At 61.0% G+C, this 16,418-nt stretch carries 13 protein-coding genes and 1 pseudogene; 11 read left to right on the plus strand and 3 right to left on the minus strand.

Translation table 11 applies throughout. The annotated features are described in order from the left end of the window. Window positions 1-404: pseudogene (locus EN990_RS31830) on the minus strand (type IV secretory system conjugative DNA transfer family protein); the annotation flags it as partial. Between the two features lie 409 nt (window positions 405-813). On the opposite strand from EN990_RS31830, the gene EN990_RS36395 reads away from it, so the two are divergent. From EN990_RS36395 to EN990_RS31880, 10 genes are all read left to right on the plus strand, one after another. Further along, window positions 814-1,128: a hypothetical protein gene (locus EN990_RS36395; protein WP_245469230.1), complete on the plus strand. Its 315-nt coding sequence runs from the start codon at window positions 814-816 to the stop codon at window positions 1,126-1,128. A 52-nt stretch (window positions 1,129-1,180) separates the two neighbouring features. Next, window positions 1,181-1,891 (plus strand): transcriptional regulator NanR, encoded by a 711-nt coding sequence (gene nanR / locus EN990_RS31840; protein ID WP_027163180.1) that lies wholly within the window; start codon window positions 1,181-1,183, stop codon window positions 1,889-1,891. After that, window positions 1,888-2,193, plus strand: coding sequence for a putative quinol monooxygenase (locus tag EN990_RS31845; RefSeq protein ID WP_063173900.1), 306 nt, complete (start codon window positions 1,888-1,890; stop codon window positions 2,191-2,193). Before nanR ends, EN990_RS31845 begins: the two co-directional genes overlap by 4 nt. Before the next feature lie 50 nt (window positions 2,194-2,243). Continuing rightward, entirely contained in the window at window positions 2,244-3,020 is a 777-nt protein-coding gene (locus EN990_RS31850) for an aldolase/citrate lyase family protein (RefSeq protein ID WP_013525325.1), read from the plus strand. A gap of 59 nt (window positions 3,021-3,079) precedes the next feature. After that, complete coding sequence (locus EN990_RS31855) at window positions 3,080-4,087, plus strand: NAD(P)-dependent oxidoreductase (RefSeq protein ID WP_245459246.1); 1,008 nt, start codon at window positions 3,080-3,082, stop codon at window positions 4,085-4,087. A gap of 115 nt (window positions 4,088-4,202) precedes the next feature. Then, window positions 4,203-5,858 (plus strand): extracellular solute-binding protein, encoded by a 1,656-nt coding sequence (locus EN990_RS31860; protein ID WP_024504468.1) that lies wholly within the window; start codon window positions 4,203-4,205, stop codon window positions 5,856-5,858. Between the two features lie 104 nt (window positions 5,859-5,962). Next, window positions 5,963-6,904, plus strand: a complete 942-nt coding sequence (locus tag EN990_RS31865; protein ID WP_063173903.1) for a sugar ABC transporter permease — start codon at window positions 5,963-5,965, stop codon at window positions 6,902-6,904. Further along, window positions 6,904-7,752 (plus strand): carbohydrate ABC transporter permease, encoded by an 849-nt coding sequence (locus EN990_RS31870; RefSeq protein ID WP_063173904.1) that lies wholly within the window; start codon window positions 6,904-6,906, stop codon window positions 7,750-7,752. The genes EN990_RS31865 and EN990_RS31870 overlap by 1 nt, the downstream gene beginning before the upstream one ends. A gap of 12 nt (window positions 7,753-7,764) precedes the next feature. Beyond that, entirely contained in the window at window positions 7,765-8,859 is a 1,095-nt protein-coding gene (gene ugpC, locus EN990_RS31875; RefSeq protein WP_013525320.1) for a sn-glycerol-3-phosphate ABC transporter ATP-binding protein UgpC, read from the plus strand. Window positions 8,860-8,939: 80 nt separating this feature from the next. Further along, a complete protein-coding gene (locus tag EN990_RS31880) occupies window positions 8,940-10,835 on the plus strand; it encodes a hypothetical protein (protein WP_245461012.1) in 1,896 nt (631 codons plus the stop codon). Window positions 10,836-11,037: 202 nt separating this feature from the next. Here the strand turns inward: EN990_RS31880 and EN990_RS31885 are convergent, their stop codons facing one another. Continuing rightward, on the minus strand, window positions 11,038-13,251 hold the full coding sequence (locus EN990_RS31885) for an EAL domain-containing protein (RefSeq protein WP_127388516.1): 2,214 nt from the start codon (window positions 13,249-13,251) through the stop codon (window positions 11,038-11,040). A gap of 161 nt (window positions 13,252-13,412) precedes the next feature. Between EN990_RS31885 and EN990_RS31890 the strand changes: the two genes are divergently transcribed. After that, window positions 13,413-13,694: a hypothetical protein gene (locus EN990_RS31890; RefSeq protein ID WP_063173908.1), complete on the plus strand. Its 282-nt coding sequence runs from the start codon at window positions 13,413-13,415 to the stop codon at window positions 13,692-13,694. Window positions 13,695-13,955: 261 nt separating this feature from the next. Here EN990_RS31890 and EN990_RS31895 read toward each other — a convergent pair. Next, on the minus strand, window positions 13,956-16,418 hold a 2,463-nt coding region (locus tag EN990_RS31895), incomplete at its 5' end, for an EAL domain-containing protein (protein ID WP_127388517.1).

The following is a 16,418-nucleotide window of genomic DNA, read 5'->3' on the forward strand; positions in this document are numbered from 1 at the left end:
ATCTTCAAGCGGGGTCGGAGGCTTGCCAACGCGCTGTTGGGTGGATTTCATCTCCTGAACGAATTTCATGGAAATCAGCTCATCGACAAGATCCGAACTGGCCTGCTTCATTGCGATTGTAGATGGCATTCATCAGTGAGCCAATGATGACCCGGGCGAGGTCCGGATGGTTCTCGAGTGTGTTGAGTCGACGTTGATGAAGATGTCGATTTTGCCCGCTGCAACCTCGTCGGTCGCAAACTTCTGCCCGAGACGAGCGCGGCGTAGCTCTCATAGGACAGCCAGTGCGTTTCCCTGGATGCGGCCCCATAGATGCCCGAGAATGTCTCCGGTGTCATGTTGATGAAGCGGGCGACGTTTTCGCGGACAAATGCGCTTGGCGACGAGTCGCAATCCTGCAATCGGGTCGCAGTTTTGGTTCCGGAACCCATTGCGTCACGCCGCGCAGCAGTGGTTCGACGACGTCGCATGGAGTGGGTGTCGGCTGAACATGACACCGAGCTATCCGCTTGGCCTTCGGCGAATCGAAGCAATTCAGCACGAGCCCAGAGTCGGTGACATCGCCATATCTGTCCGCCCCGGTCGCAGGCCTCTGACCTTGCGGTTGTGCGCGGCTATCTCCCGCGAGGTCTGTGCGCCCGCGGAACCGGTCCGCTTTGGGAATTCCGAACTTCGCACAATCTATTCCGAGGGTAGGATCATCACAGCCTTCGTCGGCGGTGTGGTTCCTCCGGGCGATGGCTTCCTTCACTCCAGATTCCCAGGTTCATATGACTCACGCTGGACGGGTTCAGGTCGACGGCATTCTCGGCCTTGCAAGGCCTATCCTCACTTTCATGCCTTGAAGCGCTGCATTCGCTTGGTTTCATCACCGGCGGTGTGGCCGCTGGCGCGATCGGCTGGAGCGGAAATCCGCTCGCCCTTTGGCAGCCCTGGCTTGCCTGGGTCAGGCAGCGCAGCGGGGCGAGGGCACATGTCTGTGCCACTCCCGTGGTCGAGGTCGAGGGCGTGAAGGTTGCGCCGCTGATCTGCTACGAGCAGCCCATCGTCGTCCTTGCCATCCAAGAGGCGGGCCGCGCGAGCCTGGGCATCTCTGTTCGGTCTCTATCCAGCCCAATTGATCGTTGACAGAGGCGCTCTGGGAGCCTAGCGTACCTGACTGGTATAACAGGTATGCCACATGATCGGCGTTCTGATCAAACCGCGGAAGCTTTCGGAGGAGGTTGCAGCGCACCTCGAGCGGATGATCCGCAAGGGAGAGCTGGCCGAAGCCGACCGGCTCCCATCCGAGCGGGAACTCATGCGGCAGTTCGGGGTCGGGCGCCCTTCAATCCGCGAGGCCCTGCTGCATCTGAGCAAGATGGGGCTTGTCGAGGTGAAATCCGGCGAGCGCGCCCGCGTCACTCGGCCAACCCCCCAATTCGTGATCGACGCCCTCTCGGGGCCGGCGCGCCACATGATTTCGGCTCCTGGCGGGGTTCATGACTTCCAGAGCGCGCGTTTGTTTTTCGAAGTCGGGCTTGCCCGCAACGCCGCCATCAATGCCACGTCAGAGGATATTGAGGGCCTCAAGGAGGCGCTCGAAATCAACCGGCAGTCGATCGGGGACCTGACGCGCTTCGAGCGCACCGATGTGGACTTCCACTACGTGCTGGCGGTGATCACCCGCAATCGTATCTTCACAGCCATTCACGCGGCGTTGGCCGAATGGCTGCTGGAACAGCGGCGCACAACTTTGGCCAAAGGTGAAGACCGAAAGGCCTACGAGGCTCATCGAGAAATCTTTGATGCCGTCGCCGCGCGCGATCCAGACGCCTCTGAAGCGGCTATGCGCAGGCATCTGGAATATGTCTCCAGACGCTATCTTGAAATTGCGGGTGGCAAGGGATGAGCGGCTTCGTGGTCTGGGTCGATTTCCGCCTCAAGCCGGGTGCCCGGGGCAGATTCCGAGAGCTCGTGGACGCCAACGCGACCGCGTCGGTTCGCAGCGAAGCCGGCTGCCGCCGCTTTGATGTGACGCAGGCGCGCGGCGAGCCCGACCGGGTCCTGCTCTACGAGATTTACGACAGCGAGGCTGCATTCAAGCTCCACTGCCGGACAGCCCATTTCGAGGAATTCAATTCGCAGAGCGCGCCGCTCGTCGACACCAAGCTGGTGACGATCTGCGACCTTGTTGTCGAAGCTTCGTCTTGAAGAACGCGTAGGCGCAATGCGCCCCTTGTGGGCGAACGGGAGGGAAGTTCATGTCGGAGCCAAGTCTCAAGGCGCTAGCGTCTCACAGACGCGTCAAGCTCGGGACCCTTGTCGCCGAGTTCGCGACGCCGGGGATAGGCCACATCCTGAAGTCCGCTGGCTGTGACTTCGCCTTTTTCGATATGGAGCATTCGGGCTTCAGCCTGGAAACGGTCAAGAGCGCGATCCGCTATTTCGAGGCGGCCGACCTGCCGGTTATGGTGCGTGTGCCATCGCAGGACTACCATTTCCTCGCCCGCGCCATGGATATGGGGGCCGAAGGATTAATCGCGCCGATGGTGAGTACCGTCGAGCAGGCGCAGCACATCATCAGTTCCATGAAATACCATCCGGCTGGCGCTCGCGGCGTGGCGCTGCAGATCGCGCATGACCGTTACCGTCCGGGCTCGGTTGCAGATAAGTTCGAGGCGGCCAACCAGCGCTCGGTGTTCATCTGCCTGATCGAGACCGCCGACGGCGTCAAGAACATCGACGGCATTGCGGGATTGGACGGCGTCGATTGTCTGTGGGTCGGTCACTTTGATCTGTCGGTCTCGCTCGGCATTCCCGGCGACTTCGCGCACCCGACCTTCATCGCCGCGATGGCCAAAATCGTTTCCGCCGCCAAAAGGCACAACAAGTCGCTCGGGCGCCTGGTGCCCAACGTCCAGCAGGGCCACGAGTTCTACGCACAAGGCTTCGACTTCATTTGTTATTCGGGCGACGTCTGGATACTGCACGACGCGATCGCCGACGCGGTCTCCAAAATCCGGGCCGGGTGCCAGTAAGAACGGAGGAGAGAATGGGCGACCTAAAGTTCAAGGTGGCGCTTTCCGGTGATTTCCGCATGCCGGACGGCTCGCTGACCTATCCCGACTTCGACCTGGAGCCTCTGCGCAAGGCGCCAGGCCTCGAGATGACATTCCTGGAATCGAATAACCCGCTTCGCGCCGACCAGCTTGAGGACTTCGATGCGCTGATCCTTCTCACTCATCGCTTCGTTTCCACGAGTGTCCCCAAGAGCGGTCGGCTGGCCGTCGTTGCCCGCTTCGGCGTCGGCTACGATACTGTCGACGTCGAGGCCTGCACTGGCGCCGGCATCGCTCTGGTCATCACGCCCGATGGGGTAAGACGGCCGGTCGCCGTATCCGTCATCACCTTTATGTTGGCACTCACCGGCAAGCTGTTCACGAAGGACGCCCTCACCCGTAAGGGACCTCATGGCTTCCAGGAGCGCTCCCAACATATGGGTGTCGGGCTCGTGGGGCGTACGCTGGGGTCGCTCGGCATCGGCAACATAGGCGCCGAAGTTTTTCGCCTGGCAAAGCCCTTCGATATGAGGTTCATCGCCCATGACCCATTTGCAGACAAGAAGGTCGCTGCCGAACTAGGCGTGGAGCTGGTCGGACTGGAAGATCTGTTTCGTCGCGCCGACGTGCTGTCGGTAAGTTGTCCGCTGACGCCTGACACGCGTCATCTCGTCAGTGCCGAGCGGCTCGCCCTGATGAAGCCTACTGCTTACCTGATCAATACAGCGCGCGGCCCGATCGTCGACCAGAAGGCGTTGGCACAAGCCCTGCGGGAGCGTCGTATCGCCGGCGCCGGTCTCGACGTGCTGGAGCAGGAGCCGCCGGATGCTGACGATGCAATCCTCAAACTCGACAACGTCATCCTTGCGCCGCACGCATTGTGCTGGACCGACCAGTGCTTTGCCGGCAACGGCGCTGCAGACGTCAAAGCGGTAATCGAGGTTCAACATGGTCGCGAGCCGCGCGGTGTGGTCAATCGCGAGGTGCTTTCGAGCGAGCGGTGGAAGGATAGGCTGGCCGTTTTCGCGGGCCGCTTCGGAAGCTAGGAGTGCGAGAATTTGGCGCGCCGCCGCGGCCATTGCGGGGGCCTTACGGGAGGAATGCTCGACCGCCGCGCCTGCGGACGAGTGAGCAAATGAGAAAACGGGAGGACCAAGCACTATGAACGATCGTGAAAAACGTGACTTTCAGGCCGGTCTCGAAGCAGAGGTCGACGCCTTCATGCGTGGCGAAACGACCCGCCGGAATTTCATAACCCGCTTCGGCCAGATGACCGGTATGTTGGCAGCGTCTGCACCCATTTTGGGTATGATGACCGATTGGGCGCTGGCGCAGCAGAAGCTCGAACTGGCCGACGCCACGTCGCCGCTGGGACAGGCGCAGGCCGCTGCGCTGAAAGCATCTAAGGAAGGACCGGCGGAGGGCTCCGCCTTCCGCGCGGTCGAGGCGGCCAAGGCGCATGCGGGCGTCACGATCAACATGACCTACGAGGCAGGCCTGCAGGCGCTCGATCCACGCAATTTCAGTGGGCCGATGTGGGAGCAGCTTACGGGCATGAAGTCGAATGTGGTCGAACTGTCGAATCCCGATCAATACTCCAAGGCGGTCGCCGAGCACATTGCCGGCTCAGGCGCCTATGACGTGCTCGACATCTCGCCAGCCTGGACACCGTCGCTCGCCGATGGCGGCGTCATCGCACCTCTCGACGACTATATCGCCAAATATATGAACCCTGCAGACCTCGAGGACTATCATCCTCTCTACAAGGCGCTGCCGACCTACAAGGGAAAGATCTGGGGCTTCTTCGACGACGGCGACATGTTCGCTCTCTACTACCGCAAGGACATCTTCGAGGATCCGAAGATGATGGAGGCCTACCAGACCAAGTTCAACGCGAAGCTCGGACCACCGAAGACCTGGGAGGAATATGCTCAGATCGCCCAATTCATCACCGACCAGATGGCACCGAAGGTTTATGGTGCAGGCCACTTCCGCAAGGCGGGCAGCCCGGGCAATCAGTTCGACTTTCTGCAGCAGTACCGTGCCAACGGCGGGAAACTGTTCGGCGACGACATGAAGGCCGGCCTGGTGTCGGATGCGGGCGTCAAGACGCTGACGAACATGCTCGCGGCCAACAAGGCCTCGATCCCCGGTAACAACGAGCTCGACGCCGTCTCCCTTTGGGCGGCATTCCTGACGGGGAAGGTTGCGATGATCTATTCCTGGCCTCCAAGCGGCCGGATGGCGGCGAACTATTCGCAATCCGCCACGGCGATCAACTTCATTCCCCAGTCGCAGATCGCTGGCAAGGTTGGCTATGCCGTCGTGCCGGGCAATCCGGAACATGCCACCGGCTACAACAAGGCGCTGTCGGCGGATTCGCCCAATCCGGAGGCGGCGTATCTGTTCATGCAGTGGGCCTGCTCGCCTCCCGTCTCACTGGCGCGCTGCATGTTGCCCTATGCGCTGCGCGACCCATACCGCATTTCGCATTTCAAGTCGGAGCTCTATGGAGCACTGTTCCCGAGCGCCAAGGAGTACCTGGCCAACCTCAACAACTCGGCGAATGTCGGCCTGCTCGACCCGATCATGCCAGGTGCGCAGGACTATTTCTTGAGCATCGACCGCATGTGCACCGCAGTGTGGGCTGGTGCGGATCCGAAAGCATCGCTGGAAACAGCGGCCGCCGAGTGGAACGAGACGACCGATCGGCTCGGGATGGAGTCGCAAAAGGCATTCTACACCGAGTTCCTGAAACTGCCCGGCGCCACCGCTGACAACACAGTGGAGAAGCTTGGCATGGCAGTCACCCTCTGAGACTCGCCTGGAGGGGAGCCGGGTTTCTAGCACCAGACCGGTGTTGCGGGCGCTTCGCTCGCAACACCCTGGCTCAACCGCGTGGCGATCTTTGGAATAAATCGATGCCGCACACCACCACGATCAGTCGCATGACGACCACCGGCGCCCCGCCTCGGCTTTCGACCCTCGCACAGTGGGCGGACCGCCACTTCAAATGGCTTCTGGTCGCGCCCGCGGTGCTGTTGATACTGGCGCTGTCGATCTATCCGCTGCTGTTCTCACTGGTCGTGTCCTTCATCAACTACGACTTCCAGGTGCCGGGCCACGCCTTTGTCGGCTTGAAAAACTTCGAGCGGGTGGTGTTCGATCCCGTGGCACGGTGGTCGCTCTTGCTGACGGCCTGCCTGTCGAGCATCAGCGTCGCCATCGAATTCGTGCTGGGCCTTCTGGTGGCGCTCACCATGGTGCGCAGCTTTCCGGGGCGCGGTGTCGTCATGTCGATCCTGATCGTGCCGCTTTTCATCAGCCCGGTGATAGTCGGCCAAGCGTGGACGCTGCTGCTTCAGCGGCCTTTCGGGCCAACCAACTACATCCTGACGCAACTGTTGGGGCAGGAGGTGACGATCGGCTGGATGACCGAGCGCCCATGGCTTTATGTCTCGCTGATCATCTCTGATGTCTGGCAGTGGACTCCGTTCATGTTTGTCGTCCTGCTCGCCGGGCTTACCGCAATCCCTCCGAACCTCTACGAGGCGGCGGAACTCGACGGCGTCAATGCCTGGCAGGCCTTCTGGGCGATCACGCTGCCGCATCTCGGGTCTATGATGCTGCTGGCGTTGACCTTCCGCCTGCTTGACGCCATCCGAATGTTCGATACCATTTTTATCATGACCGGCGGCGGCCCGGGTACGCAAACCTACACGGCTTCCTACTATCTCTACACGGTCGGCTTCACCCAGTTTCATCTGTCGCAGGCGACGGCCGGAAGCTGGCTATTCCTGATTTTCACCGCGCTGGTAGTGACGCTGCTGGTGCGGCGGCTCTTGAAGGTGGAGCCGGTCTGATGGCCGCCGTCGCGCCCGCCCGCCGCAGGAAACGCCGGTCGGTGCCGATCGGTCGCATGCTGCTGCTCGGCTTCTTCCTCGTGTTCGTGCTGTGGCCCCTCTACTGGATGTTCAACACCTCGATCAAGCCGAGCGACGACTACCTCACCGTGCCGCCCGTCTGGTTCCCTACCGAGCCGACCCTTGTACACTACAAAGCTGCGCTGTTCGCTTATCGCGGCCTCGACGGGCTCATCAACAGTCTGATCATTTCGCTGTCGGCCACGGTGCTTTCAGCGTTGTTGGGCACGCTGATGGCTTATAGTCTGGCGCGCTACAACACGGGCGGCCAGCACCTGTCTTTCTGGGTGCTGTCACAGCGCTTCCTGCCACCGATCGGCATCGTCCTGCCGGTATTCCTTATCTATCGTGGCGTCGGGCTGTACGACACCCATATTGGCCTGATCATCGCCTACACGGTCTTCACGCTGCCGGTGTCGGTGTGGATGATGTTCGCGTATTTCCGCGGCATGCCGAAGTCGATGGAGGAGGCGGCCCTGGTCGATGGCTGCACGCGTTGGGAGGCGTTCTGGCGTGTTGCCGTGCCGCTTGCCGCCCCGGGCATCGTCGCGGCGGCCGTCTTCGCTTTCATCGCTTGCTGGACGGAGTTCTTCTTCGCGCTCATTTTGACCAGTCGAACTGCGTTCACGCTGCCAACCGTATTCCGCTCCTTCATCGGCTTCCAGGGCGCGCAATATGGTGAAGCGGCGGCCCTGGCCATTGTTTCCCTCGTGCCATCCATCGCTCTGGGAGTCCTTGCTCAACGACATCTCGTGCGCGGGCTGACGCTCGGCGCCGTTCGCGGATAGAAAGAGGCAGGCATGGCTGAAGTCAGGATCACCGGCTTGCACAAGCGCTACGGCGCCTTCCATGCGGTGCGCGGCATTGACCTCCACATTCGCGACGGTGAGTTCACCGTTCTGGTCGGCCCCTCCGGATGCGGCAAGAGTACCCTTTTGAGGACGATTGCAGGACTGGAGGAGAGTTCGCAAGGCACGATCGAGATTGGCGGCGAGGTGGTCAATGACTTGCGGCCGCGCGATCGTGACGTGGCGATGGTGTTTCAAGACTATGCGCTCTATCCACATATGAGCGTGGCGAAGAACATCGGCTTCGGTCTCAAGGCGCGCAAGATGCCGAAGCCCGAGGTAGAGGCGCGCGTTGCCGAGGCAGCGCGTATGCTCGGCATCATCCCCTTGCTCGGGCGATTTCCACGCCAGTTATCCGGTGGGCAGCGTCAGCGCGTCGCCATCGGCCGCGCCATAGTCCGCAACCCCCGCATCTTTCTGTTCGACGAGCCGCTGTCCAATCTGGATGCCCAGCTTCGCGACGAAATGCGCGGCGAGATCAAGCGCCTTCACCAGGACATCGCCACGACGATGATCTACGTCACCCATGACCAGATCGAGGCGATGACACTGGCTGACCGCATCGTGCTGATGCGCGACGGGTTGATCGAGCAGCAGGGCGCGCCACTCGAACTGTTCGAGCGCCCCGCCTCGATCTTCGTCGCGGGCTTTCTCGGTTCCCCACGCATGAGCTTCCTGCCGGGCACGCTGGCTTTGGACGGGAGCGCCGCCGCCATCCGGCTGGCCGATGGTCTGCTGCCGATCGCCCCCGGGCGGACTCTAAATGGCGCTATAGATGGGCAGTCGGTGCTGCTCGGGCTGCGCCCGGAACATCTGACACGCGCACACGCTGCTACCCCCGAGCCGGGCACGCTGCGCTATGATGCAACCATCGACCTGCTGCAGCCGACTGGCTCGCGCAGCTATGCGACCTTCCGCCTTGCCGGCGCGCCAGTGGTGGCGGAGCTTCAGGCGCACGACGTCAGCCGTCCCGGCGAGAGACTGCCGATCGACATCAACATGAACCGGGCGTCGATTTTTGACGCTGCGACGGAGCAAGCAATTTGACCTTGGCAGCATCTCGAGCCATCCGCTTGTGTGGAACCGAACAGGTCGAGCCACCCTTGCGCACACTTCGCGCGGGACCGTTGTCGGTCGACTTCGACAATGGGGCGTTACGCTACATCCGCCTTGACGGAATTGAGATTCTGCGCGGAATCTCGTTCCTTGTGCGGGACGAAAATTGGGGAACCGCTACAGCCGTTCTCGATGATCTCCACATCGATGAAAGGCTGGATGTGTTCAGCGTCGCATACCGTGCAACATGTTCCGCAACATCCGGTCGCCTGGCTTATCAGGTACGGATCTCGGGCAGTAGTGATGGTGCGCTGGCTTTTGCGGCCGAGGCAGAGCCCGAGACTGACCTTTTGACGAATCGGACCGGCTTCATCGTCCTTCATCCGATCGAAGCCTTGGCGGGCAAGCCGGTAAAGGTGCTGCATGAGGATGGTCATGATGAGCTATCGCTCTTTCCGGACCACATCGACCCTAAATGTCCGTTCACCGATATCCGGGCGTTGTCGCATGAGATCGCGCCTGGGATCTGGGCCACATGCACCATGGACGGTGATGCCTTCGAGATGGAGGATCAACGCAATTGGTCTGACGCTTCCTATAAAACCTATGTCCGCCCTCTGCGTCGCCCGTGGCCTTACCGACTGCCCAAGGGCCAGAAATTCACCCAGGTCGTCCGGCTACACGTGTCAGGAACGCTTCGTGCCGGGGCGTCTGAAAACCGCAATCCACTCATCAACCTGACGATCGGCAGACCCGTCGGCCAAGTGCCTCGCGTTGGCGTCGGCGTCGCTGGCGACGAGGCAAGGCACGCGCTTGAATCCCCCGAGCTTCTACGACGAATGGCTCCGCAGTGGATGGTCTGCCAAGTCGATCTCCGATTCGGACACGGCCAAGATGAACTCGAAAGCTACGCCGCGCTTGCACGGCTGACCGGCGCAGGCGTGGTCCTCGAGATCATCACCAAGGGCACGCTCGACCCATTCGGCGAATTGGCGCCCGTCGCTGATGCGGTCCATACAATCGGCCTCAAACTGGAAGCTGTCTCCGTCTTTCCGGCGCAGGACATGAAATCCGTTCAGCCGGGAGCACCGCGGCCGGTCATGCCCAGCTTCCACGAATGCTACTCCGCCGCTCGCCGGGCTTTCCCGGGGATCGGGCTGGGCGGAGGCATGGCCGCTTACTTCACCGAACTCAATCGCAAGCGTCCGCCAGCCGAAGCGCTCGACTACGTGACCTTCACCACCTGTCCAAGCGTGCACGCGGCGGATGATATTTCGGTGATGGAAACGCTTCAGGCTATCCCTCATCAGATACGCTCGGCACATGCTTTCACGGGCGACCGCGTGCCGCTGCGCATAGGTCCCAGTCAGCTCGGCTGCCGCGAGAACCCCTACGGAAAGGGCACCGCGCCGAACAAAGCGAACGCCCGCATATGTCTGAGCCGCATCGATCCGCGGCAGCGCGGGCTGTTCAATGCGGCATGGACGCTCGGCTATTTCGCGGCCTGCGCTCGCGAAGGGGTCGAGGCCGTCGCGGTAGGGGACTTCACCGGCCCCTTTGGCCATATCCACAGGAAGGCTGATTTCGTCCAGCCATGGTATGACCAGCAGGACGGCCGAACGGTCTATCCCGCTTTCCATGTCATGGCGGGTCTCTCAAGGCTCGGCGGAGCCACCCTGCTGTCCGTAGGAACTTCCGGCGCTGACGCCATTGCGACGATCGCAGCTGAAAAAGATTGGCGCGTGACACTGTGGGTCGCCAACCTTACCTCCAAGGCGCAATCTGTGAAACTTCCGGATGCGCCGAGCAGTGCCCGTATAGCTCTTCTTGGCGCCGAGCAGTTCGAACGGGCGGCAACCGATCCCAACTTCATGGAAAGTACCGCAAGACCGCTGGATGACCAATTCATCTCGCTTGACGCTTACGCCGTCGCGCGAGTTGATCTCGACCTACCATTTTCGACCTAGAGCCCGATGTGCGCTGAGGTTGAGAGTTGAGCCCAGCGTCATGCGCAGCCGCATCAATCGCTCTGGCCCGAAGCGGGTGACACAGATCGTCAGGCGTCACTGGCCAGGGGAGTGTCGACGCACCTTGTCCCAGGCCGCCAAGATTCGCTGCTTGCATCCGCGTGCGGCATCGTCGACCGTCGGGAATCACATAGACGCATTTTCATGCGGTCGCCCGCCTTGATCCGCCGTCGAGGAGTTCCTGAAGGTCCTCTTTTGGCACCGGTCTTGAAAGCAAAAAGCCTTGTAGCTGGTCGCAGCCGAGCTTGCGCAGATAATTGCACTGGCTCTCGGTCTCGACCCCTTCCGCTGTCGTGCTGAGGCCAGTCGCGCGAGCCAGGTCGATAATCGCCTGAACGATGGCCTCGTCACCGTTCGAGCCGCCAAAGCCCTGCACGAAGCTTCGGTCGATCTTGATCCTGTCCACTTCCAGGCTCTGCAGTCGGCCCAATGAGGAAAATCCCGTACCGAAATCGTCAAGCGCAAAGCGCACCCCGACACTGCGCAACGCTGCCATGTTCTGCTGGCATTCGGTGGGGCGCTGGGAGAGCGTGCTTTCCGTAACCTCCAGCTCGAGCCGCCGTGGATCCATTTGCGTTTCCAACAAGATGCTCGTCACTTTCATGGCAAAGCTCGGATTGTTCAGCTGCAACCCCGATACGTTCACTGCCAGGGTCTCGATCGGCCAATGCACCGCGTCAAGGCAGGCCTGGCGCAGAACCAGCTCGCCTAGAACTTCGATGAGCCCCGTTTCCTCTGCCAATGGTACGAACAAGTCAGGGGCGACCCAACCGCGCTCTGCGTGCGACCAGCGCGCGAGGGCTTCGACGCCCGTCATCCTGTTGGTGTCGGCGGTGTAAAGCGGCTGATAATGCACCCGGATGTGGCCGGGCGTTTGCAGCGCCTTGCGCAGGTCCTGTTCGAGACCCTTACGCTTTGCCAGCGTCTGGTCCATCTCGGGTTCAAACAGAGCATAGCCGCTGCGACCGCCGGCTTTGGCGTGATACAGGGCGAGGTCGGCTTTCCGCACCAACTCGACCTGGTCCACCCCGTCCCTGGGAGCAAGAGCTACGCCGACGCTCACCCCGACAAAAACCTGAACTCCGGCGACCTCGAACGGCCGGCGCGCGGACTCGATCAAGTGCTCGCACAATGTTTTGACCTCATTCTCGCCTGCGACCGCGCGCTGGATGATAATGAATTCGTCACCGCCCAGGCGCGCCACCGTGTCAACCTCCACGGTCAGCCGCCTCAGCCGGTCTGCGAACTCCCTGAGCAACTCGTCGCCGGCAGGGTGGCCAAAGCTGTCATTGACCTGCTTGAACCGGTCGAGGTCAAGATAGAGGATCGCGAGCTGCTCGCCCGTCGCGGGCAGCAGTGTCAGCGCATCAGCCAAACGACTGTTGAAATGGCCGCGACTGTGCAGCCCTGTAAGCAGGTCGTAGTGGGCCAGGTGATAGATGTGATTCTCGGTCTCAATCAGCCTCAAAGTCCGCCGGCGCAAAGCGGCCAGAGCTACAATAATTCCGCCAAGTACCAGTCCGAACACCACCACGAGTGTTGGCACCAGTTGAAAAAGGACAAACGCCCCGGGCCGATATGGCTGCCACACAAAGAAGCCGACAGTCGAACCAGAGCGACCGACAAGGGGATAGGACGCCTCTTCAGAGCTAAGCATGTTTGACCAGGAGAAGTGTGCGTCGTCGAGGAGATAGTCTTGGCGCAAGGAGGCAAGCAGACTGCCGTCCAGATAGCGAACGGCAACGTGTAGGAATTCCTGACCTGGTACTTGTGCAATGTGGCCGCTGTCGGAAACGACTGGCTTGATGCTGACAATGGCAGGATGGCCGGAGATGACGACCATGTCGGAAGCACCTATCGTGAGCACCTGCTCGGTGACGCCGTCGGTGTCCCCCTGTTTCAGCCCCGCCCTGAGGTTCTCCACGAGAGGCGCAGTGGTCGGGCGTATGGATTGGTAGCTCGCCGGATCCACCGCCAATCCATCGGCGAATGCGTAGACGGGCGCGTCCTTCGGATCGAGAATGTAGACCTCATCGTGGCCGAAATACGTGTGCATCCAGGTGCCGAGATTGGTGTCGACCCATTTGGCATCCTGGCTCCGCAGGGCGCTGACCGCGTCGTCCCAGACGGTGACGCTCTCCTGATCGTGGGCTATTCCGCTCTCCAGCTTGGATATGATCAAGGCGACCAAGCTTTTCTGCCGTGACACGGCAACACCATCGGACTGGGTCGCCGACCACAGCAAAAGGCCTGTGGTGAGGGTCGCAACAAGCAGCGTCACGACAATGATGGGCAAAGCAGTTCGCTTGAAAAAAAGGCGACGTGTTGGTTCGCCGAAATGCCGGAGCAGCGTCATGAGGCTGCTTTACGCTAAGAAAACTGCTGGACCGTTAAAGGCGCGGCATCAGGCAAGCTGCACGTTTGAAAAGGCCAGTTCGATAACCCGGCGTTGAACTGCCAAGGAACAAATTGGCCGCGCGCGCGTTCGAGAGCGGCCTTTGCGGGGACTGAACACGAATGCTACTCGCTTTGGGGAACGCGCTCTCGACGACGGTTATGGCCGGCAGAAGTGGGGGTGCGGAAATTTTCGGCGTGGTCGATCTCAGCACTAAAGCCGAGGTAAGGATCAACGCGATGAATTTGGGAATGGCAATTCAGTTCGTGGCCAATGCCTCGGTGCTCGGTTACGATGTCCGTTCGGCGATGGTCTTCTACGGCGAACCCGGAACGCCAAGCCTCAGGGCAAATGACTGCGATCGATTGTGGACGCAATTTGGTGCCGCGCTCCTTCGCCCATAACGCCGGACGCTTTTGGCTATCTTCAGCTGTCTGGAGCTAACAGCCCATGCCGCGCCACCGGACCGTCGGATCATGAGATCTGAGAGACCTGACGAGAAATTTGCTTTCGGTCACTTCACCGGCACGCAGAGCCGGTCGGGCACTTTGGGGACAAGGGTGGCGGTGGGTTTGCCGATGCAAGTGCAGTGTGCTCGAGCCAATTCGCGACTGGGCGCCGGTTGAACCGCTCGGCCTGCCTGCCTTACCGCGCGAGGCATGACCTTACCCCACGGCCAACCATTTGCGCGATTGGGCAAACGCCGTGAAGGCCTTGGCGTCCATTGGGCGGCCAAAAACATAGCCCTGCAGAATATCGCAACCAAGCTCCTTCAGGATGCGCGCGTGATCATTCGTCTCGACACCCTCGGCAATGACTTCGATGCCGAGCGATTTGCCGATCTCAATGATCGACGAGACCAGCTGACGCTGCGGGATCGACTGGGTGACGGGCGTGATCAGTTGGCGGTCGATCTTGAGCCGGCGCGGCTGCAGCTTGAGCAGGGACACGATCGAGGCATGGCCGGTGCCGAAGTCATCGATTTCGATGTCGATGCCGAGTTCCTTAATGTGCTCCAGGTTCCAGGTGACCAGGTCGTCATTCTCATCGAGGAAGATGGACTCAACCAGCTCAAACGACACCGTGCCCTTCCTGATGGCAAGCTTGCGCAAGCCATCGATCAGATCCTTGTCCTCCAACCGCTTGGCGGAGACATTGACCGAGACGTGCGGGATCTTGAGACCGCTGTTCGACCATTGGTCGAAACTCTCAAGCGCCTGTTCCAGGACAGCGCGATCGATGATTGCCACGACGTTGAGTTCTTCGGCCACTTTGAGATAGCTTTGTGGGGCCAGGATGCCGCGTTCGGGATGCTTCCAACGCGACAACGCCTCGACCCCGACGATCTCAAGTGTCCTGGCGTCGAACTGCGGCTGATAGTATGTTGTGAATTCGGCGCGCTCCAACCCGCCCAGGATTTCGTCGGCAATTTGCTTGGTCCGCACGATCTCGCTTTGCAGCTCTTCGTCAAAGAATTCGTGTCGGTTGCGACCGCTTCCTTTCGCCCGGTAAAGAGCGAGGTCGGCGTTGACGAGCAGTTGCTTGGCGTCGGTTCCGGCGGCAATTCCGATGCTCACCCCGAACCGGCACGGGTTGCCCTGAAAATCGACCGGTCGGCGCATCTGCGTGATGATGCGGTCGCCGAGCGCGGAAAGTTGCTTGTCATCACGTCCATGGCTCACCACGACGAACTCATCACCGCCGATGCGTGCAACAAAATCACCGGGACCCGTGTTGACCTTGATGACCTTGGAGGCGTGCACCAGCATGGCGTCACCGGCTGCGTGGCCGAGTGTATCGTTGATCTGCTTGAAGCGGTCGAGGTCCAGATGCAGCAGCGCTGTGCGGGTCCCCGTTACGCTTTTTTCGGCAAGCAACTCATCGAGATAGCGGCGGTTGGGCAGGCCGGTCAGCGGGTCGTGCAGCGCAACATGCTCTACATGCGCCTTTGCGACCTTGAGTTCGGCATTTTTCGATTCCGACAGTTGGCGCTCTCGAATGAGCGTCTCATTGAGCAGCACGTCGCTGGTGACGTCCCACTCGGCGCCGATCATCTTCGGCGTGCCGCCGATGTCCTGGAAGAAGGCTGCGCGCGTGCGCACGTGGCGCGTGGTACCGTCCGCTAGCAGGACTCGGTATTGCGAAGAATACGGTCCCTCCCTCTCGGCGGCCGCGTCGAACTCCTGGCGCGCCCTGTCGAAATCTTCGGGATGAATAGCCATCGCCCAGTCTTCATAACCGCGCGGTTTGCCATCGGCTGGCTTGCCGTAGATCTGGTTGACGCGGTCGTCCCATAGCAGTTCTTTTGTGGCCAGGTCGTGCTCCCACACGCCAATTCCAGAAGCTTCCAGGGCCAACTCAAGGCGGCCAGACAGACGTCTGAGCTCGGCATAGTTTTTCTGTCGTTCGCCGAACAGTCGCCCGGCCACCAGGATCGGCAGCACCACCAGCGCGCCGGCAAAGGCTATGAGCCCCCGCAACATCCACGCATTGTTCGGAATGGCCGGCCAGCCTCCCTTCGGTATAGCCGAAATCAGCCAGGAGCCCGAAGGCAGTTGCACATCGGCCGACACCGGCTTGCCGGCGAGGACATTGTCTCCCCCGAAGAATTTTTTGCCGCCACCGCCAAGCGCGTCGGTCCCCGTCAGGGCGACATCAATATCAATCCCGGGGTCATTCAAGCCGCTCGCCGCGTAAAGCTGATCGACATCGATGACAGCGGAGAGGATGCCCCAGAATCGGCTGCCGCCGCCCGCCGTCGGCACAAAGACGGGAATGCGCCCGACAAAGCCTCGCCCTCCCTGGGCCAGGTCGACGGGGCCTGCCAACACAAGAACGCCGAGGTCTCGCGCGCGAAGCGCCGCCGTCCGTTGCGCCTCGCTCTTGCGGTAATCGAGCCCGATCGCCTTCTGGTTGCCTTCCATCGGGTACATCAGCGAGATGACGAGATCGGGCGCACCGGCGATGTTGCGCAGTTGCGATCTCTGTCGGAACAGGTTGCTTGCCAAGGACGCAAATCTCTGCTGTCCCATGTACGGCTCTGTAACTATGGCCGAGACGAGGCCCTGAACAAGCTGGAGATTACCGTTTACATTGCCTTCGAGCTTGGCCCTTATGATGTTGACCTT

This window comes from Mesorhizobium sp. M7A.F.Ca.US.005.03.1.1, from assembly GCF_003997975.1.
Taxonomy (GTDB): domain Bacteria; phylum Pseudomonadota; class Alphaproteobacteria; order Rhizobiales; family Rhizobiaceae; genus Mesorhizobium; species Mesorhizobium ciceri.